Below are 18,340 nucleotides of genomic sequence, written 5' to 3'. Positions count from 1 at the left end.
GAGGCGGCGCGGTGACGCGCTTTTGAGCGCGCGGCAATGAGCCGGCGCGCCGCTCTCGACATTGCATTTGGAGACACGCATGACTGACGCCGTAATCGTATCCACCGCCCGCACGGGTCTCGCCAAATCGTGGCGCGGCGGCTTCAACATGACGCACGGCGCGACGCTCGGCGGCCACGTGACGCAGGCCGCGGTCGAGCGCGCGAAGCTCGACCCGGCGCGCGTCGAAGACGTGATCATGGGTTGCGCGAATCCGGAAGGCGCGACCGGCGGCAATATCGCGCGGCAGATCGCGTTGCGCGCGGGCCTGCCGGTCAGTGTGCCGGGCATGACCGTGAACCGTTTCTGTTCGTCGGGATTGCAGACGATCGCGCTCGCGTCGCAACGCGTGATCGCCGGTGAGGGTGACGTGTACGTCGCCGGTGGCGTCGAGTCGATCTCGTGCGTGCAGAACGAGATGAACCGCCACATGATGACCGACGGCTGGCTCACCGAGCACAAGCCGGAGATCTACTGGTCGATGCTGCAGACCGCGGAGAACGTCGCGAAGCGCTACTCGATCTCGAAGGAACGTCAGGACGAATACGGTGCGCGCTCGCAGCAGCGCGCGGCGGCCGCGCTCGTTGCCGGCAGGTTCAAGGACGAGATCGTGCCGTTGACGGTGCTCGCCGGCGTCGCCGACAAGGCCACCGGCCGTCTCTATACGAAGGAAGTGACCGTCAGCGGCGACGAAGGCATTCGCGCCGACACGACGCTCGAAGGCGTGTCGAAGATTCGCACCGCGCTGCCGGGCGGCGTGATCACCGCGGGCAATGCGAGCCAGTTCTCGGACGGCGCATCGGCTAGCGTCGTGATGAACGCGACGCTGGCCGAACGCGAAGGGCTGCAACCGCTCGGCATCTTCCGCGGCTTCGCGGTGGCCGGCTGTGAGCCCGACGAAATGGGCATCGGCCCGGTGTTCGCGGTGCCGAAGCTGTTGAAGAAGGCCGGCTTGAAGGTCGAGGACATCGGCCTGTGGGAGCTGAACGAGGCGTTCGCGGTTCAAGTGCTCTATTGCGCCGACAAGCTCGGCATTCCGCACGACCGTCTGAACGTGAACGGCGGCGCGATCGCGGTGGGCCATCCGTATGGCGTGTCGGGTGCGCGGCTCGTCGGCCATGCGTTGATCGAAGGCAAGCGGCGCGGCGTGAAGTTCGTCGTCGTGACGATGTGCATCGGCGGCGGGCAGGGCGCGGCGGGTCTTTTCGAGATCGCCTGACGCGGGTCCGAACGCGCGTGAAATAGCGGGCGCCGCGGGTTCGTGAGTGGCAACGGCGGACCGGCGGCGCCTGTTTTTGTCCGCCGCGCTCGTGCTTACTGCGACGCCATGCCCGGCAGCGTCAACGTGCCCTGATCGGTAAAGCGTGTCGTGCCGGTCAGGCCGGCCGCCAGCTTGCCTTGCAGCCGGTACGGGACTTGCCCTGACTGCGCGGTGCCCATCAGCCCGAGCGCCTGGCGAACCGCGGCGAACGCGGGCACGGTCAACGGCACGCTGACGACGGTTTCGCCGAAGCGCGGCACGGTGCCGCTCTGGTCGCTGACACCGCTAGCGAACGGCTTGCCGTTCAGTTCGAGATCGAGCGAGACACCGTTGAAGCTCACGTCGCTGTTGTTCGGGTTCTGCACGCGCAGCTTCAGATTGAAGCGCATCTCGAGGCCTTCGCCGGCCAGCGGCTCGATGCCGGCGACGCTGACGCGCAGCGCATCGCTGCCGAAGCCCGCGCAACCGTCGAGCGTCGACGCGGCGAGCACGCCGCAGAACGTGAGCAGGAACAGCCGCGACAGGGCCGAGCGGCGAGCGAACAGTAGCGCAAGGCGGAACGACGCAAACGAGGACATGGCCGGTACCTCGCAAGAAGGTGGGAATAAGGCAAAAACGGGCGGGCTTCGTTCTGCATTCTAGCGGGCGAACCTGGCGGTGGTGGCAGATTGAACGCGCCCGCACGCGGGTCGGAGATAAAATGCATCGCTTCGATGGACTGCGCCTGCGCGCCCGGACCTGAGCCGGGCACCGGCAGGATGCACAACGCACGAGCCGCATCAATACGCACTTCGCACGCACTTCGCACGCACGCCGACTACCGCCATGACCGACCCAACCCCTTGCGCCACCCCAGGCAACCCTTCGTTGCCGGAAAGCCCCTTCGTCGACCGTCTCGGCGCACAACTGCTGTGCGCCGCCGACGGCGTCAGCGAAGTCGTGCTGCCTTTGCAGCATGAACATATGAACACCTGGGACGTCGCGCACGGCGGCGTCACGATGACGCTCGCCGACGTCGCGCTCGCGATGGCCGCGCGCAGTCTCGCCGGCGTCGGCGTCGTCACCGTCGAGATGAAGGTCAACTTCATGCAGCCGGGCCGCGGCGAGTTGCGCGCGACCGGCCGCGTACTGCATCGATCGACCACGATGGCCTATTGCGAAGGCGAGATCCGCGACAGCGAAGGCCACTTCGTCGCGAAAGCGCTCGGTACCTTCAAGTACATGCGCCGCCTCGCGGTGGGTCGCGACGTCACGCGGCAGCGTCTGCGCAGCGACCCGGCGGCGAAGCCCGGTCCGAGCGACTGAACACCCGTCGCAGCCAACCATTGCACATCAAACCTGGATCCGCCCGGATGCAGGTACGCCGAACAACCCAAGGAGACGACGTCATGGCCCAGATCAACCGCCAGTTGCTGCTGGTTTCGCGCCCGCAAGGCGAAGCCACGCCCGATAACTTCAAGCTCGTCGAAACGCCGCTCGCGCCGCTCGCCGACGGCGAAGTACGAGTGCGCAATCATTACCTGTCGCTCGATCCGTACATGCGCGGACGCATGAACGACAGCAAGTCGTACGCGGCGCCGCAGCCGCTGAACGAGGTGATGATCGGCGGCACGGTCGGCGAGGTCGTCGAGACCCGCAATCCGAAGTTCGCGGTCGGCGACAAGGTCGTCGCGATGTTCGGCTGGCAGGAGTACGGCACCTCGAACGGCGCGGGCATGCAGAAGGTCGACGACACGCACGTGCCGCTGTCGGCGTATCTCGGCCCGGTCGGCATGCCGGGCGTCACCGCGTGGTACGGGCTGAACCGCATCATCGCGCCGAAGGCGGGCGAGACGGTGGTCGTCAGCGCGGCGAGCGGCGCGGTGGGCAGCGTGGTCGGCCAGCTCGCGAAGGCGGCGGGCGCGCGTGCGATCGGCATCGCGGGCGGCGCGGACAAGTGCCGCTACGTGGTCGAGACGCTCGGCTTCGACGCCTGCGTCGACTACAAGGCCGGCAATCTGTACAAGGACCTGAAGGCCGTGACGCCCGACGGTGTCGACGGCTGCTTCGAGAACGTCGGCGGCGAGGGCCTCGACGCGACGCTCGCGCGCATGAACGCATTCGGGCGCATCGCGCTGTGCGGCTTCATCGCGGGCTATGACGGCCAGCCGCTTCCGCTGAAGAATCCGTCGCTGATGCTCACGCAGCGGCTGCTCGTGCAGGGCTTCATCGTCAGCGAACATATGGACGTGTGGCCCGAGGCGCTCAAGCAACTCGGCACGCTCGTCGCGCAGAAGAAGCTGCATTATCGCGAGTCGATCGCGCAAGGGATCGAGGCCGCGCCCGATGCGTTCATCGGCTTGCTGAAGGGCCGCAACTTCGGCAAGCAACTGGTCAAGCTGATCTGAGCACGACGTCGTCATGCAACGGCAAGCCGCCACTCAACCAGGGAGTCACAGGATGTTCGAATTCGCAGGCAAGGTGGCGGTGATCACCGGCGCGGGCAGCGGCTTCGGCCGCGCGTTCGCGCACAAGGGCGCGGCGCTAGGCATGAAGCTCGTGCTCGCCGATGTCAACGCCGGCCAGCTCGCGCAAACCGTCGACGGATTGCGCGAAGCCGGCGCTGATGCAATTGGTGTGCCGACCGACGTCTCGAATGCGGAGCAGGTCGAGGCGCTCGCGCAGGCGGCGCTCGCCGCGTACGGCCGTGTGCACGTGCTGTTCAACAACGCGGGCGTCGGCACCGGCGGCTTCCTGTGGGAAAGCTCGGCCAACGACTGGTCGTGGGTGTTCGGCGTCAACGTGATGGGCGTCGCGCACGGCGTGCGCGTGTTCGCGCCGATCATGCTTGCGCAGAACGAGCCCGCGCATATCGTCAACACGGCGTCGGTGGCGGGGCTGCTGGCGCCGCCGGCGATGGGCATCTACAACGCGTCGAAGCATGCGGTGGTGGCGCTGACCGAGACGCTGTATCACGACCTGAAGCTCGCGCAGGCCGGCACGGCCGGCGAAGTCGGCTGTTCGCTGCTGTGTCCCGCGTTCGTGCCGACCGGCATCGCCGACGCCGAGCGCGCGCGTCCCGACGAGTTGCGCAACGCGAGCCGGCCGACGCGCTCGCAGATCGCGGCCGGAAAGCAGTTGCAGCGCGCGGTGCAGTCGGGCAAGCTCAGCGCCGACGATGTCGCCGACATCGCGTTCGAGGCAATCGCCGCGCGGCGTTTCTATATCATCACGCATCCGGGCATCATGGCGACCGTGAAGCTGCGCCACGAGGATATCGAGCAGTTGCGCGAGCCGTCCGATCCGATGTCGCTGAAGCCCGAGGTGAAGGACGCGCAGTAGCGGCCAGGCTAGTTGATCGGTACGCCGGCACCCGTCCAACCTTCGGCGCACTCCGTGCCACCCGATGCGCGAAGCGCACCACGTTACCGAAACCATGCCGCTGAATCCCACCATCGAGCAGGTGCTCGACATGATCGCGCGGGCCAAACGCCCGCAGTATCACCAGATGAGCGCGCAAGCGGCGCGCGCGTCGTACGAGAAAAGCGCGCCGATCCTCGAGATCCCAAGCGCGCCGATGTTCTCCGTCGAAGACCTGCGCGTGCCGACGCGCGACGGCGCGACGATCCGTGCGCGCCTGTGCTTCCCGGTCGAGCCGAACTGGGCCGAGCCGCTGCCGGCGTTCGTGTACTACCACGGCGGCGGCTTCACGGTCGGCAGCGTCGATACGCACGATGCGCTGTGCCGGATGTTCGCGCGCGACGGCCGCTGCGCGGTGCTGTCGGTCGACTACCGGCTCGCGCCCGAACACAGGTTTCCGACCGCGGTCGACGATGCGTTCGACGCGCTCAGCTGGCTGCACGCGCACGCGGCCGAATTCGGCATCGACGGCACCCGGCTCGCGGTGGGCGGCGATAGCGCGGGCGGCACGCTCGCGACAGTCTGCGCGGTGCTCGCGCGCGACGCCGGCATCGCGCTCGCGCTGCAATTGCTGATCTATCCGGGCACGACCGGCCATCAGCAGACCGACTCGCACTCGCGCCTCGCCGACGGCTTCCTGCTGTCGGGCGACACGATCCAGTGGTTCTTCGAACAGTACCTGCGTGAGCCCGGCGATCGCGACGACTGGCGTTTCGCGCCGCTCGACGGCGAGCGCGGCGCGCCCGATTTTCGCGGCGTCGCGCCCGCGTGGGTCGCGACCGCCGAATACGATCCGCTCAGCGACGAGGGCGATGCGTATGCGCAGAAACTGCGCGCGCTCGGCAATCCGGTCACGCTCGAACGCTACGCCGGCATGATCCACGAATTCTTCAAGATGGGCGGCTTCGTGCCCGAAGTTGCGCGGGCGCATGCGGATGCCGCGGCGGCATTGCGCGCGGCGTTTGGCATCGGGTGAGGGCGGTCGACGCGAAGCGGCGAGCGGCCGGCGGCGAATGCGCCGGCGATGCGGTGATCAAACGATCACGCGACGCTGATCCGGTCGCGCTCGACATTGAACGCGAAGCTGCGCTCGTAATCGCCGGGCCGCACGATCCGGTGCGAGCCGTTGTCGTCGCTGCGCTCGGCGACCGCGACGCCGATCACGTCGCCATGGGCGGCAACGCGCAGCGCGGTGGTGCTGCGCGTGCCGTATTCGGGCGATTCGATGAACGCCGCCGACAGCACGCGTTCACGTTCGAGCGGAATGCCGGTCGACGGGAGTTCGTCGTCGCGCGCGAGCCGCGGATCGCGCATCAGATCGATCAGGCGTTCGAGCGGCGGCATCGCGTCGCGTGCGAGCAGCGTGCCGAGCTCGCCGCGCTTTCTGACCAGCTTTGGCCAGGCGGTGTCGAGCACCGCGTTCGAGATGCCGTGCGTGCCCGGCGCGAGCAGCGCGGGGCCACTGTTTGTATCGACGGCGCCGCGATTGCAGTACCACGCGAGTTCGCGACGGGTCCAGTCGCCGACCAGCAGATTGAAGCCGTTGTAGATGTCGCCGGTTTGCGCGACGTGCTGCAGATACGCAAGCGGTGTTTCGTGCGGATGGCCGTCGGCGTCGCGCGCGGCGCTCGTGAGCCAGTCGCTGACGAGCGTGCCGCGGGTCGGCGCATCGGCGCGCATTTCGCCGGGCGCGCGGTAGTTGGTCAGCGCGGCGAAGCGGCCGTCGCGCGAGAGCCCGAGCCACGTGCCGCCGCCCACGAGGTCACGGCCTGCCAGCACGGCCGGCGCGTCGCGCCACCAGCCGAGCGGCTCGGCCGTGCGGCGGAAGAACTCGTCGCGATTGGCGGCGAGCGTGAACAGCGGACCATCGAGCGCATCGGGTCGCCAGTCGAAAACGATCAGGCACATCGGGGAGCATCTCCCGTTCAGAGCATGGGGCGGCCGGCTGATGCAGCAAAGGCAGGCAGCTAAAGAGAGCGGCAAAAATCAGCCGAGAATAAAGCAGCCAATAAAAAACGGCGCCCGATTGCGCCGCTTTTTGTCATGTCGGACTATCAGACCTCGGCCGGCAACCCATAGGGCAGCGTCAGGAATCGCAGCGCGGGGCCGTCGGCCGCGCCGAGATGCACGCTGCCGGTGTCGAGCGCCGTGAGCTTGATCTCGACCAGCAGATCGACGCCGCCGCCTTGTGCCGATGCCGCGTTGACGATCATGCCGCACGGCTGGCCCGGGTCGTCCGAGTGGAACAGCTCGGTGCCGGGGCGGACCGCGTCCAGCTCGCCGGCGACGTTGGCGAGCGACGTGCGCCGCTTGATCGTGCCGCGATACTGGCTGCGCGCGACCACTTCCTGGCCCGGATAGCAGCCCTTGCGGAAATTGACCGCGCCGAGCACGTCGAAGTTGACCATTTGCGGCACGAACTGCTCGACGACCGGCTGTGTGATGCGCGCTTCGCCCGCGCGGATGTCGAGCCAGTCCCACACCGCCGGCGACACGCGCTTCAACTTGCCGTCGAGTGACGGCAGCAGCGCCTGGACCTGCGCCTTCGGCCCGATCCACAGATAGCGCAGCCGCTCCAACGCGTCCGGCACGCGGATCAGCGTGCCCGCCGTGCCGTCGACCTGCACGTGCACGCCGTCGGGCAGCGCGTCGAACACGCCGGACAGCGCCCCGCGCACGTCGCCCGCGAGGCCGACCACCGCGAGTTCGCCGCTCGTGTCCACGAGCTTCGCCTTCGCGCGCAGCACGAACATCGACAGACGTTTTTGCACCGCGGCCTGCACGTCTTTCGATACCAGCAGGCGGATCGTGTCGCCGCTGCGCCAGCTGAGGAACGATGCGAGCAGCCGGCCCTTGGCCGAGCAGTAGCCGGCTAGGCGCGCGTTCGCGGCGTCGAGATGCTGGACGTCGTTGGTCAACTGGGCGTGCAGGAAGCTCGCCGCGTCGTCGCCGGTCGTGTCGATCACGCCGAACTGCGGCAGCGGCATGTACGCGCCATGCTCGAGCACGGCGGCGAATTCTTCGGCCGACGGGCGAGGCAGGATGGGCAGGGCGGCGGGCGCCGCCACGGCGGGAGCGAGACCGGAAGCGTTACCTGGGGCGTTCACGAGCGGTGTGTTCATGGATTCCGGGAACAGTCAATTCTGACTTTGGCTAAGGCAAACAGTTATTATATTCAGTCCAACCCTGTCACGTTTCGCATGACCCTACTTGAATAAGGCCTCTGCCGAGGCTTATGCGGCAAGGATCTGCGGCCTGTCACGATCCGGCTGTGCCCAGATTGTGACCCTGTTGGCGTGCTCTGCCAGATGGTCGGGCGCAAGGTGGGCATACCGCAGGACGTGCTCATACTTCGCCCAGCCCCCCAGTTCCATCAGCCTGTTCAGCGGCGTTCCAGCCTGAACGTGCCAGCTCGCCCAGGTGTGGCGCACGTCGTGGAACCGGAAATTCTCGATCCCAGCCCGGGCGCATTGGCGGTCCCATTGCGCGCTACACCAACTATTTGTCGGAATCGGCTTTCCGCACCTGACAAATACGTAAGTTTCATGTTTACCGATCCAGCGCCGGATTGCAGCGACTGCATCATCGTTCAGGGGTACACCGATTGGCTTTCTCGCCTTCGCTTGATCCGGGTGTATCCATGCCCGCCGATTCACCAGGTCCACCTGTGACCACTCGAGCCCGAGCAGGTTGGCGCGGCGCAGTCCAGTGGCAAAACCGAGAGTTGCCACATCACGCATCCAGTCTGACCGCATGACCGAAAGCAGCCGCTGCGCTTCCGTTCGCGTGATCCATCGCACACGCCGGTTCGCGACCTTCAGATCCTCCAGGTGCGGCGCCCGGTCGATCCATTCCCACTTGTCGGCTGCGAGCCTGAACAAGATCCGCATCGTCGCGAGATATTTGTTCTTGGTCGCGCGGCCGAGCGGGTGGCGTTCTTTCCTTCGCTGATCCCACTCTGGCAATGCCTTGTAGACATCGTCCCTCGTGATCGATGCCAACGGCCGACCGGAGAAAAACTGCCTGAAATGCCGGATGTGGATGACGCGGTTTCCGTGATCCGCGAGATGGGCGCTTTCCTTCAATAACCTGACGGCTGCTTCATCCCACGTGTGGGCCGGGCGCTCGCCCATCCTGCCGACACGCCACAGGTCATGCTTCAGTTTGTCGTGATACTCCTGAGCCTCCTTCCGGTTGGTCGTACCAGTAGATTGTCTAACTCGGTCGCCGCCTGGCGTGCGGATGTCGATGTGCCAGATGTCCGAGCCGTTGCGCCTTCGGATTGACATTTTTTGCTCCTTCGTTCCGTCCGCGCCGGTCGGGTCGAATTGTACTCCGTGGCGAATCTCAGCTTCTCGGGCCAGACACGCCACTGAGAACCAATCTGGAAAAATCCCATTTCCTTCTTGTGCGCATACACGGTCGAGTAAGAGACGCCGAGCAGTTCGGCGGCTTCCTTCAGACTGAGAGCTCGCTCGCTGGCCGTCATAGTGAACTCCTTTTGAATTCAACCAGCCGCACCCGGTGGGTGACGTCCCAGCCATGCCCGCGCATGACATTGAGACTCTCCCACACCTCCGCGAACGCGTGGATGCTTGGCGGCCGGTACGCGCCCACACAGCAGCAGTTCATGTCACCGTCCTGGGTCGTGATGCCTTCAGCCCGCGCATCCGCCTCGCTGATGTCACGAAGTCGCTCGACCCGCACGTCGGTGACATCGAGCGTGGTGTGCGAAGCCCAGCGCGAGATGTGGATCAATGGAACGGACGTGCGCGCCAGATGCGCGAAAGCCATCGCATCGCTGAATTCAGGGCGAAAGTGCGGAGCGCCCGGCACCTTGGCACCATCAGCTGCGTAGCGCCAGTCAACGAAAATCAGGCTTTCGTCACGCGTCGGTGCGATGCTCTTGCGCATCCAAAGCCGATCGTTTGGCCGGCCGCAGGAGGAGTACTCTGCAACCGCCCGCTGTCCCCTGCAGTGATATGCGCGATGCCCCTCACATTCTGCTATGACGCTGCCACGAATCTCAGAGGCAGGATAACGGTCTCCGCAAGTGAACAGATCGCCAATCTCCGTGTCGCTAAAATCGGGCAATAAGCCACGGGACCATTCAGTACAAGGCATGTAGCAGTGATGTACCGCTTTCGCTACGTGCGCGCCACCGCAGAAGTGCAAGCCAACGGTGCCGCCAATTTGCATGTATCCGGTCCCGCATAGTTGCTGACATTTCGTCACGGTACCCGAGCGCCGAGTGTCAACGTACTTAACCAGATCCTTGATGTGGACGTCCTTGCAACCTTTCCGCGATGTTTCCATGCGAACGAGCGGAGGTTCGATCTCACCGGCCAAAATTTTGCGGACCAGCGTCGGCAAGGTCAGCGGCGCGAAATAGTCCCGGCAGGCAACATCGATCCGAGCAACTGTCGCCGAGTCGTGTAGAGCCATCAATAGAAAAACCATATTCATCTGACACCTCATATGTTGCGGGTCACATTGATGACTCGCGCTGCTGTCTCGGTCAGGCTTTGAATTCGAAGGGGCTGGGCCGGGTGCTGACGGCCATATAGAGCGGGTGCTTGGGGCTACCGTCCAGGTTCAGGCCGAGATGGAACAGCTTCCCGTACATGCGGGTGATGCGAAGGAGGTGCAGTACGTCAGGCGCACGGGTCGACACGGCTTTGTGCGAGCCCCAAGCGCAGATGACCATCGACGCACGATCGACCATATCAAGGATCGCACCGTTGGCCGCATTGCGAGGGCCAAGCGGGTCTGTATGCGTGAGGAGCTCGTCAGGATTGGTCGCACGTAGCGGGAACAGGTTGGCAACTTCAAGGCGACCGAAGTTGTTCGCAACTGCGCGTGCGAAGCACCGCGTTACAGTTGGGTCATCGACGCGGTGATCTGCGGTCGACGGGTTCAGCATCAGGAACACTAATGTCGGACGTGACTTGTCCCACTCGCGCCAGAGACGGTACCGATACGTGCCGCAGTCGCTCAGATGCGCGCCGCGTTCGACTGTGCGGTCTGTGTCGGTCATGCATTTCATCCTGCCACCTCCTTTTTCACTTCCGAGTCCGTCGCTGCGTGGTTCGACCATCGCCGTTGCCGCTTGTGTGACGTTGTGGACTATCGTTGCCCTCATCGTAGTCTTGCCTCCCGCAAGCTTCGTGGGCCTCTCCTTGAATTTGTTGGTTCGGCGCCCCAGTAAGGGGCGCCTATTCAATAGCTACTGGAGCAAATAGCCAAAGGTCAATGCGTCAATCGATGGCGGCGAATATCGATGCCGCCTCCGCGTGCAGTGCAGCGAAGTCGCGCAACTGGTAGAACAGCTCACCAAAGTGCGCCTCGCGGGTCTGCCAGGCAAGGGCATTGAATGCCATCAGACAGGCCACGATGCCGGCGGCTTCGCATGACATCTCGCCATCGAAGCCGTTGCCTGCACACTGGATGCGCAGTGGCCCCTCCAGGCGGGGAGTCATGTAGAAACCTCCGTTCGACAGTTCGAAGAAGTCCCAGAAGCCGCCTGAATAGACCTCGCAAATGGATTGCAGCGACTGGTAGACCAGTGCCTCACCCGTCATCAACCGCCGCCCGAAATACCGTGGCAGCGTGTTCATACGCTTTGATTCAGGGACACGCGCGGCTTTGACGACGGCGCTCGAGGTCAGGACTTCAGAGTCAGGTTGCATGATGTTCTCCAGCAAGAAATTCGCGGAGCATGCTCCCTGGCGGGGAGGCATCCCCGCGACGGGTGAATAAGGCAAGCGGTCGGTCCGTTGCCGAGGCAGATGTGACTAGTCCTGGTCGGGCAGCAGGATGGTTGCGACGGGCCGGTCATTGGTCCCCGCATCGATGACGAGTTTCAGATGAACCTCGGAGGCCGTTGCTGCATTGGCATCGTCTGACTCGAGGCGCGCACTGAAATAGACTGTCCTGTCTTCGTGCCGATGCATGACTTCGGCGGCCGCGGCCCACAAAACGGACCACATGCGCCGCGCTGCAACGGATGACGAATACGGGCCGTGAATGGCATCGTGATCCCCGTCGGGAAGACCGGCGAGGCACGCACCCAATCCCTCTTTTGAAATCGCAACCGGTGCCCTGAAGCCGGTCTCGCAGGCAATGCGCGACAGGTCCACCAGCCTGCCATCACGCAGACGCTGCTCGCGTGATGGCAGGCCGAGGGCCGGAGACGGCGTAGCTGAAGCCGGGACATCGTAGTAGTAGACAGACATGACATGCTCCTTGAACGGGTGAAAGGGGCATGTGCTCCCCAGGGGGATGCAATGCCCCAGGGGGAAATATCGGAATGGCCGGCCGTTGTTCCGCGGTGTAGATAACGTCAACCGCGAAGGTCAACTGCTGATCACACGTGGCCTAACAGATGCGGAATCCACCGCACAGTCGAAGGAATCCGGCGAAATCGCGGACGTTGTCCTCGTCGAATGGATAGTGCGTCTCAAAATCAGGTACCTCGCCCTTGCCATCGCAGGCGTTACACAACAAGGGTCCGGGCCCGGTTGCAGGTGGCTCGGCGCGATGACCGGCGGCGCCGCACACCGTACACGGTTGATACGGTAAGGAGCGCAGCCGCTGGTGGTACAGTTCGGCGTACTTATGTGTGTGACCCGAGCGGAGGGCAAGCTCCAGTCGTTCTGCAAGCGCGCTGGCCCCATCGTCGTCCAGACCCCAGCCATTGTTTGAATGACCGAGGTTACCGGTTGGAATGATGTCGGCCGCGACCGTCTCGCAGTAGTGCCAGAGTGGATGCCACCACCAGACGTTGTTGCGGAAGTAAGTGCCCTTGTCCGAACGGGGCATGTTTCCAAAGACGTCCATGCCCATTTTGAGACTCCGGAAAATGAGAGGACGCCCCCTGAGGGGAACATCCCCTCAGGGTGGAAAAACTGGATGATCAGATTTCTGGCCACCTGATGTCTGCAGGTGAACCGATCTGAGCCAGCCGGGTCAGAGAACATTCCGAATGCCGATCCAACTGGCACGCAGCCGCGCCGAGACAACGCGCCGGAAAAGAACTGCGGTTACAGCGAGAGTGGTCACAGTGACGCCGCAACCTGACGGATCTGCAGCCGGCAGATCAACGGTAAAACGTCCATTGGCAGGCGTCCGGACAGCAGGGCGGCTGCCAATGTCCCCTGGCCGCGGGCAGGCAACCAGGGGGGTAGCGCGGCGAGCGCAAACGGCACGGCGTTTTGAGGCCGCCGTCGGCCCGGGAGATCAGGGAAATCGGAACGCGAAGAGGGAAGCTACGGAAAGTCAGCTTGCCGCAGCATGACAGGAGGTCGCGCTGCAGCAAGCTGACTGACGACGCAGCTCTGCACAGATTGCCCCGCGGTGGCCGGGGTAGGGAAGGGAGAAGTCGCAGCCGGTTTCGCGGCTGCGACGGGCGTCCTGTGGGTCCTCAGGAGAGAAAAGCGCAAAGGCGCCTGAGGCAGGGATCAAAAAACCGCATGTTGATGCCGACAAACCGGTATCGCACCTGGCCTTTCTAAAGCGGACGAACCAGGGATCGAGGCGTGTTTTAGAAGGGCGAACACGCAAACGCCCGAAAACTGGTGAAAAATTTCAATCTGGATAGATAGGATACCGAATCAACAGGTATTCTCCTGTTTCACGTGAATGCTCAACGGCTAGCACACGTAGCGACCAATAACCCGACTTCAACCTGCAGCGCCTGTCCGTCGGACAGCGCGTCGAAGGAAGCCGGTCCCGCGTCGATACCCGGCAGGGTTTCCTGCGGAGCGTTGATCGTCGACGTTATCCTGTCGACGGTCCGACCGCTGAACCTTTGCCACGTCGCGACTGACGGTATGGCTTGCGGAGGCATCGGGTGTCTCGCCTTCGGTGACTGGGTCGTCGAAGCCTCCATCACCCGTTACCGGCGCATCCAGTTGCTGATGCCCGTCAGGTAAGACAGTGTCGTCAGGGTTATCGGCTGGATCTTCGGCCCGGTCTTCATGACGATCGTCCTGCCGTTCGTCCTGAAACACGAACACCCCATCGACCTTGATCCAGAAGACCTTGAGCAGCCGGCCTTTCAGGACTGTGCCCATCTGGCCGGCACGGTCGCCCTGCCGGATCTCATAGGTGCTGATGTAATGATCACCAGCGCGAAAGCCGACCAGCACCTTGACGTCGCGATCATTGGCGTCATTCATTACCGACAGGATCGCATCCTTGGCCTTTCCGCCCGAGACGATCAGGTCGAGATTCAGGTAGACGATTCCGTTCTGAACCTCGGGATCTCCGTGGAACGCGGCAATCGAACAGGCCAGAAATGGCCTGGCCCGGGCGCGCCCCTGCCCGGCCGAAGTGACTTCGCGCACGCGCGAGAGATAACCGAGGCCGGTCAGATGCAGGTCAAAGTACTTTCTGGGTTGCTCAGTCTGGTTCATGGCGATTCTCCTAAAGAAAAAGGGGAATCGCGGATCCCCGGCCGGGAATCGTTGATTCCCCAACCGGGCAGACAGGAAACTCCGGGTCTTCGTCAGACCTGCGGCCATCCAGACATGGGACGGAGCGAAGCCGCAAGGATGCTGCTGAACTGCAAAGGGCGCTGGACAAGCTCCAGCGGGCTACATCAGTTCTTTATGATAGTCAGGCTTTGCCAGAAATCAAGCGATGCGCGCCGCCCCGCGGTTTTCATTGCATTGCGGGCAAGCTCCTGTCAGTGCAAATCTCTTTCACCCTGCAGTCGAACTGTAATGGGAGCTCTGGGGCTTCGACGATAGGGCTTGATGTATGTCTCGCGCGTCCACAGCTTTAAGTGAATCGGGAGTGTGGTGTCCGTACACAGGCGCATGCGAACTTCCGTTCAGGAAGCTTCAATGGTCCCAGGCAGATACGTTGCTCCACGCGTGGACGCCGACTGCACGTTTGGAGCGATCTCCGCTCCCTTTGTCGAGGTACTAGGCGCTCAGTGGGCTTTCGAACGGTCGTGTGCCCGCGCGCCGGTCGATCATGCTCTCCTTCCGACGATCGAGCGATACCTTGCGCTTTTCTTCCGCGCTCGCAATGAAGTCTGACAGTTCTCGCTCCATCGCCGAATCATTGACGCCCGGTTTCCACCTCGCAGCGCCGTGTCGGCGGCGCGTGCCCCGAGCCAGCGTCAAGGCGGCCTTCGCTGTCTTCGCACATTCGTACTCAACCTGACTGCAAAGGTCGATCGGCTCACCGAACTCCCGGAACGCCGCTACATGTTCGCGGACGGCGTGTACCGTAGCCGGATATTCACGCAGTTCGGAGATAACCTTGCGGCTAAAGACGTTCCAGCGAACACTGTCCGGGTAGACGAAAGCCGGGACGGAAACAGAGTGGACGACTTCGTGGCTTATAGAACGAGTCGGCTCCGCTGCTGCCCAGGCGGCCTTGTGCATCATCGTCCGGCATGTCCGGGCATAGCCTTCCAGAGATAACGCCACTTCCAGCGCGGTATCGTGCCGCTGACGTCTTCGTTCCCTCGCGTCCTTTGCCGAAATCCACGCGAGCGTTATGATGGAGCCGACTGCGGCCGACGCGAGTGCCTGAGCCATTGGGGAGTTCCAGCGGAAAAGCTGGGCCAGTTCAAACCATTCCTGCCACATATGACGCGCCTCGGAGAAAGAGGTGCGTAGAGTATAAGCAATCGTTTGCGCCCGATTGCGAACGAACAGGAATGATAGCTTTTTCGCCACATAGGCATTTTCACGAGGGCGCGCCGCTTGACAGATTGATTTCGTCAGCGTTGTTGCATCGGGTATTAGGCGGCACCGGAAGGATAGGTCGAAATGCTTGAGTAACTTCTGGATTCTTGCTGTGTGCCTCAGAGTTCTGACTCGTCGATTTGCGGCTGGGTCGCATGTCACTGAACTGATTGACGGCGTTGCGGCGTCTTCCGGGAATACCAGGGCGGATACGGGTGCGGCGGTTGACGCCATCATCGAGATGGTCGCACAGGCGGTGACGCGAGGGGATGCGGTATAACTGATTGGTTTCGGTTCATTTTCGACTGGGGTATCGCCGAGCATAGTGGCCGAAATCCCTTAACCGGAGGAGCCGTCACAATTCCTGCGGCAAAAACGGTGACGTTGACGGGGACCAAGGCGTTCAAGGACGCCGTCAATGCTTGAGGAATTGCCAGTCACGAAACCAGGTGGCGGCTGATATGAGACTTTTGTAAGCGCGGCGAGACAGCACATGAGTTCGAAGCGTAGTGGCAGGGGCGTATCGCGCCCCCGGCAACCCCTCACCAAGGCGATGCTTCTTCCAATGGATCAGGCGTCCGCACGGGAGCAGTCCCTGTCGTACCATCTTGCACTTGCCGTATGCCGGGGTGGCCACGGAAACGGCCATCTTTTCAATGAGCTCATTCGCGTCGTCTACGTCGCATGGTTTCTTCAGCAGGCAGGCTACGGGAACGAACGGGTTGAATGCTACAAGATGGCGGAATACGCGGTAGAGGCGGCGCTTGAACTTGCGGACAGGTTAAACCAATGGATTCTTGCTGAGGACGTAATTCCGGTCTTCGAGAGGCTGCTTGCGCTGCATGACTCACAACTGGCAACCGCGCCTCTTCACAAGGTGCTTGAGGCTGAGCGACAGCTCCTACACTTTCTCGCGGGAACGGCTCCTTCGCCCATACCTGAGCGGGATCGGGGTTCCGCCGAGAACCATTGACATCGCCGCTGTTTCTCGCCACCTGGACTCGCCGCGCATCTGCCTGGAATTGATGCTGCGATGGCGCGCTACCCATCTCTCGATGCTTTTACCGTCGGCATGAATGTCGCAGGATGTGACGCGCTTCCCGCGCACGCAAACGTAAGGCGTGCATGATGTTATCCGCTTCCTGCATGTCTATTGAAGGAAGCATCTGTGGATCGCTTGTGCGACAGGCATGGGTCGTCACCTTCACTCGGGAGAATTGGCACGCCCCCTGGGGCGACAATCGATCTGGAGCGCCGTTCGAACTCGCACCACTGCCATGCCGGCCCTCAATATGTAATTCCCTCTCTCCGTATCGCTACCTTGCCGTGGATTGACGGCCATGGTGCGTTGGATTGCAGCTCCTTGGTGGGGCCTGGTCACGCATCGACGAGAGACTTTTGATCGGCCATAGTTGACGTTCAGGTGCCGCTGCCCGTGGGGCAGCTTCAAGGCACTGTCCTGCCGTTCCCATCTCGGTAGCCACGAATCTCAGATGTCGTTGTCAGCGAACGCGTACTCACGACCCGAAAGCGACGTTCGATCTACTCCAAAGCGGTCGCTTGAACAGCGCCCAACAATCTATACGCAGTTTGCTATATCCGACTCGGATTAGGCTCGCCGAACCCAGCGCCATCCCCGGCAAAAGATGAAAAACAGAATAGCCGCCGTCGCGATGATGAAAGGATACGCATTCATGCGATTTACCCCTCCCTCGTCGGTTACGGGGAAGCCACCAGAAACCGGGATAGCTACGCCATACCAGACGGCGACGAACAGTGCCGTGATCAAAATCGCCAAGGGGCGCTGGAACATAGCCGAGGGATCGGATACGAGCATGTAGACGGCTATGGTCACACCTGAGAGCGGGAACGCCAAGATGATCGAAAACACGGCTGCGAGACTATAGTTCCGAATCTGTTCAAGCCTCGATTTGATCATGGAATGTTCAGTATTATTGGACCCCGAAGGCGATTGTCAACCATATACGCCGCGATGCCGAATGCCGAAATTGGCCGACATCTGCCCGAGGCGGTCGGATCTGATCGGACCCAGGAGAGACAGTCTGACCTGCCTGGAGCGGCCGTTCATCGGTTGGGAGATCGGTCACACGTGACGCCCGGAGACGGGGGTTAGCCGCGCGGCCTGTAAAACTCTTTGCTTTGAGGCGTTAGAAGTAGCAAGACGAGACTGACACTCAGAGCGAAATTGAAGCTCCAGAAATAGGTGATTTTTTGATTCATTGCAACACCCCAAACAAATTTGACTACGCTAATAGAGGTGCAGATCAACACGTATTTGCAAGCCCAACGAGTTCCCGTCGCCAACCGATAATTTACGAAAATTTGAAACAGAAGAGCAAATTCGACAAAAAACTCAAGAATGTTGCGAACGCTGTCCACATGAACGGATCTGAAAAGAAAGATGGAAACCATGCCGCCAAGCAAAAACTGAAGCCATACAATTGCCAAGACATATTTCACCTGCAGCGGCATTTCTGAGCGGGGTGTCGTATACATTTTCGAATAATGAGGTTGATGGCGATCGCAATAACTGCATGGCAACAACTATCTTTAAGCGTAAGGTGACGACTATTGATTACACGTCTTCAATCCTGTCCATGATCGCGGCGCCCGATTCGACGAATCCCAAGATGCTCCAGAAAGAACTTCCGTCCTCAACGCCGCTGCCAGCAAAGCGCAACAGATCTGTAACGTTAGCGGATATAGTAAAGCCGGCCGCAGCGGTAGTTGACAAGGGTCTTTGCATGTTCGGAATTCAATAAGCACAAGCTCCGTTGCTATTGACAATCGGGCGTCTACGAAACGGACGACCAGTAGGCATAAATCAGATTGAACCCGCGAAATTCATCGCTATGAAAACCGTCGATATGATCAGACTGGGTAATCTCGTAAAGCATGCACCAAGGGTTTAGCCGAC

Annotated in this window: 19 protein-coding genes and 1 pseudogene; 7 read left to right on the top strand and 13 right to left on the bottom strand. The window is 62.3% G+C overall.

The features are described from left to right. The first annotated feature begins 79 nt into the window (after positions 1-79). Positions 80-1,258 (top strand): acetyl-CoA C-acyltransferase, encoded by a 1,179-nt coding sequence (locus tag L0U84_RS10530; RefSeq protein WP_233849722.1) that lies wholly within the window; start codon positions 80-82, stop codon positions 1,256-1,258. Positions 1,259-1,353: 95 nt separating this feature from the next. Here the strand turns inward: L0U84_RS10530 and L0U84_RS10525 are convergent, their stop codons facing one another. After that, positions 1,354-1,878 carry an LEA type 2 family protein gene (locus L0U84_RS10525; protein ID WP_233849720.1) on the bottom strand — a complete coding sequence of 175 codons (525 nt, stop codon included), beginning with the start codon at positions 1,876-1,878 and terminating at the stop codon, positions 1,354-1,356. A gap of 247 nt (positions 1,879-2,125) precedes the next feature. On the opposite strand from L0U84_RS10525, the gene L0U84_RS10520 reads away from it, so the two are divergent. The 4 genes from L0U84_RS10520 (at position 2,126) to L0U84_RS10505 (ending at position 5,675) form a co-directional block, all read left to right on the top strand. Beyond that, entirely contained in the window at positions 2,126-2,605 is a 480-nt protein-coding gene (locus L0U84_RS10520) for a PaaI family thioesterase (RefSeq protein ID WP_233849718.1), read from the top strand. A gap of 83 nt (positions 2,606-2,688) precedes the next feature. Then, on the top strand, positions 2,689-3,687 hold the full coding sequence (locus L0U84_RS10515) for an NADP-dependent oxidoreductase (RefSeq protein WP_233849716.1): 999 nt from the start codon (positions 2,689-2,691) through the stop codon (positions 3,685-3,687). A 52-nt stretch (positions 3,688-3,739) separates the two neighbouring features. Beyond that, positions 3,740-4,621: an SDR family oxidoreductase gene (locus L0U84_RS10510; RefSeq protein ID WP_233849714.1), complete on the top strand. Its 882-nt coding sequence runs from the start codon at positions 3,740-3,742 to the stop codon at positions 4,619-4,621. 94 nt (positions 4,622-4,715) lie between these two features. Further along, on the top strand, positions 4,716-5,675 hold the full coding sequence (locus L0U84_RS10505) for an alpha/beta hydrolase (protein ID WP_233849712.1): 960 nt from the start codon (positions 4,716-4,718) through the stop codon (positions 5,673-5,675). Positions 5,676-5,740: 65 nt separating this feature from the next. Here L0U84_RS10505 and L0U84_RS10500 read toward each other — a convergent pair whose 3' ends face one another. From L0U84_RS10500 to L0U84_RS10455, 11 genes are all read right to left on the bottom strand, one after another. Beyond that, a complete protein-coding gene (locus L0U84_RS10500; protein WP_233849710.1) occupies positions 5,741-6,607 on the bottom strand; it encodes an NRDE family protein in 867 nt (288 codons plus the stop codon). Positions 6,608-6,753: 146 nt separating this feature from the next. Then, entirely contained in the window at positions 6,754-7,821 is a 1,068-nt protein-coding gene (gene ygfZ / locus L0U84_RS10495) for a CAF17-like 4Fe-4S cluster assembly/insertion protein YgfZ (RefSeq protein WP_233849708.1), read from the bottom strand. A gap of 111 nt (positions 7,822-7,932) precedes the next feature. Then, the gene (locus L0U84_RS10490) at positions 7,933-8,943 is read right to left on the bottom strand and encodes a tyrosine-type recombinase/integrase (RefSeq protein WP_442794032.1); all 1,011 of its coding nucleotides are present in this window, start codon (positions 8,941-8,943) and stop codon (positions 7,933-7,935) included. Continuing rightward, entirely contained in the window at positions 8,859-9,188 is a 330-nt protein-coding gene (locus L0U84_RS44215; RefSeq protein ID WP_442793991.1) for a helix-turn-helix domain-containing protein, read from the bottom strand. Before L0U84_RS44215 ends, L0U84_RS10490 begins: the two co-directional genes overlap by 85 nt. After that, positions 9,185-10,165, bottom strand: a complete 981-nt coding sequence (locus tag L0U84_RS44005; protein WP_326491168.1) for a pyocin activator PrtN family protein — start codon at positions 10,163-10,165, stop codon at positions 9,185-9,187. The genes L0U84_RS44215 and L0U84_RS44005 overlap by 4 nt, the downstream gene beginning before the upstream one ends. A 52-nt stretch (positions 10,166-10,217) precedes the next feature. After that, positions 10,218-10,736, bottom strand: a complete 519-nt coding sequence (locus L0U84_RS10480) for a DUF1643 domain-containing protein (RefSeq protein ID WP_233849705.1) — start codon at positions 10,734-10,736, stop codon at positions 10,218-10,220. A gap of 220 nt (positions 10,737-10,956) precedes the next feature. Further along, a complete protein-coding gene (locus L0U84_RS10475; protein WP_233849704.1) occupies positions 10,957-11,388 on the bottom strand; it encodes an antirestriction protein in 432 nt (143 codons plus the stop codon). Positions 11,389-11,493: 105 nt separating this feature from the next. Further along, positions 11,494-11,934, bottom strand: a complete 441-nt coding sequence (locus L0U84_RS10470; RefSeq protein WP_233849703.1) for a DUF6573 family protein — start codon at positions 11,932-11,934, stop codon at positions 11,494-11,496. Positions 11,935-12,076: 142 nt separating this feature from the next. After that, positions 12,077-12,544, bottom strand: coding sequence for a hypothetical protein (locus L0U84_RS10465; protein ID WP_233849702.1), 468 nt, complete (start codon positions 12,542-12,544; stop codon positions 12,077-12,079). An 836-nt stretch (positions 12,545-13,380) separates the two neighbouring features. Further along, a complete protein-coding gene (locus L0U84_RS10460; RefSeq protein WP_233849701.1) occupies positions 13,381-14,115 on the bottom strand; it encodes a DUF3577 domain-containing protein in 735 nt (244 codons plus the stop codon). Positions 14,116-14,628: 513 nt separating this feature from the next. Then, positions 14,629-15,303 (bottom strand): hypothetical protein, encoded by a 675-nt coding sequence (locus L0U84_RS10455; RefSeq protein WP_233849700.1) that lies wholly within the window; start codon positions 15,301-15,303, stop codon positions 14,629-14,631. A 226-nt stretch (positions 15,304-15,529) separates the two neighbouring features. Here L0U84_RS10455 and L0U84_RS10450 point away from each other — a divergent pair. Both L0U84_RS10450 and L0U84_RS10445 read left to right on the top strand, forming a co-directional pair. Beyond that, a pseudogene (locus L0U84_RS10450) lies at positions 15,530-15,828 on the top strand (HU family DNA-binding protein). 67 nt (positions 15,829-15,895) lie between these two features. Continuing rightward, a complete protein-coding gene (locus L0U84_RS10445) occupies positions 15,896-16,375 on the top strand; it encodes a hypothetical protein (protein ID WP_233849698.1) in 480 nt (159 codons plus the stop codon). Between the two features lie 636 nt (positions 16,376-17,011). On the opposite strand, the gene L0U84_RS10440 is transcribed toward L0U84_RS10445, so the two are convergent. Continuing rightward, positions 17,012-17,341 carry a hypothetical protein gene (locus L0U84_RS10440; RefSeq protein ID WP_233849696.1) on the bottom strand — a complete coding sequence of 110 codons (330 nt, stop codon included), beginning with the start codon at positions 17,339-17,341 and terminating at the stop codon, positions 17,012-17,014. Positions 17,342-18,340: the final 999 nt, after the last annotated feature.

The organism is Paraburkholderia sp. HD33-4 (genome assembly GCF_021390635.1).
In the GTDB taxonomy this organism is placed as follows: domain Bacteria; phylum Pseudomonadota; class Gammaproteobacteria; order Burkholderiales; family Burkholderiaceae; genus Paraburkholderia.
The sequence above is the reverse complement of the archived record's forward strand: the minus strand, read 5'-3'. Positions and strand labels throughout refer to the sequence as shown.

Bases quoted from the DNA above. Each gene is read 5' to 3' on its own strand.
- L0U84_RS10530 (WP_233849722.1), top strand. From the start codon at position 80: ATGACTGACGCCGTAATCGTATCCACCGCCCGCACGGGTCTCGCCAAA.
- L0U84_RS10505 (WP_233849712.1), top strand. From the start codon at position 4,716: ATGCCGCTGAATCCCACCATCGAGCAGGTGCTCGACATGATCGCGCGG.
- L0U84_RS10510 (WP_233849714.1), top strand. From the start codon at position 3,740: ATGTTCGAATTCGCAGGCAAGGTGGCGGTGATCACCGGCGCGGGCAGC.
- L0U84_RS10455 (WP_233849700.1), bottom strand. From the start codon at position 15,303: ATGTGGCAGGAATGGTTTGAACTGGCCCAGCTTTTCCGCTGGAACTCC.
- L0U84_RS44215 (WP_442793991.1), bottom strand. From the start codon at position 9,188: ATGACGGCCAGCGAGCGAGCTCTCAGTCTGAAGGAAGCCGCCGAACTG.
- L0U84_RS10470 (WP_233849703.1), bottom strand. From the start codon at position 11,934: ATGTCTGTCTACTACTACGATGTCCCGGCTTCAGCTACGCCGTCTCCG.
- L0U84_RS10480 (WP_233849705.1), bottom strand. From the start codon at position 10,736: ATGACCGACACAGACCGCACAGTCGAACGCGGCGCGCATCTGAGCGAC.
- L0U84_RS10475 (WP_233849704.1), bottom strand. From the start codon at position 11,388: ATGCAACCTGACTCTGAAGTCCTGACCTCGAGCGCCGTCGTCAAAGCC.
- L0U84_RS10500 (WP_233849710.1), bottom strand. From the start codon at position 6,607: ATGTGCCTGATCGTTTTCGACTGGCGACCCGATGCGCTCGATGGTCCG.
- L0U84_RS10520 (WP_233849718.1), top strand. From the start codon at position 2,126: ATGACCGACCCAACCCCTTGCGCCACCCCAGGCAACCCTTCGTTGCCG.
- L0U84_RS10460 (WP_233849701.1), bottom strand. From the start codon at position 14,115: ATGAACCAGACTGAGCAACCCAGAAAGTACTTTGACCTGCATCTGACC.
- L0U84_RS10525 (WP_233849720.1), bottom strand. From the start codon at position 1,878: ATGTCCTCGTTTGCGTCGTTCCGCCTTGCGCTACTGTTCGCTCGCCGC.
- L0U84_RS10465 (WP_233849702.1), bottom strand. From the start codon at position 12,544: ATGGGCATGGACGTCTTTGGAAACATGCCCCGTTCGGACAAGGGCACT.
- ygfZ (WP_233849708.1), bottom strand. From the start codon at position 7,821: ATGAACACACCGCTCGTGAACGCCCCAGGTAACGCTTCCGGTCTCGCT.
- L0U84_RS44005 (WP_326491168.1), bottom strand. From the start codon at position 10,165: ATGAATATGGTTTTTCTATTGATGGCTCTACACGACTCGGCGACAGTT.
- L0U84_RS10445 (WP_233849698.1), top strand. From the start codon at position 15,896: ATGAGTTCGAAGCGTAGTGGCAGGGGCGTATCGCGCCCCCGGCAACCC.
- L0U84_RS10515 (WP_233849716.1), top strand. From the start codon at position 2,689: ATGGCCCAGATCAACCGCCAGTTGCTGCTGGTTTCGCGCCCGCAAGGC.
- L0U84_RS10440 (WP_233849696.1), bottom strand. From the start codon at position 17,341: ATGATCAAATCGAGGCTTGAACAGATTCGGAACTATAGTCTCGCAGCC.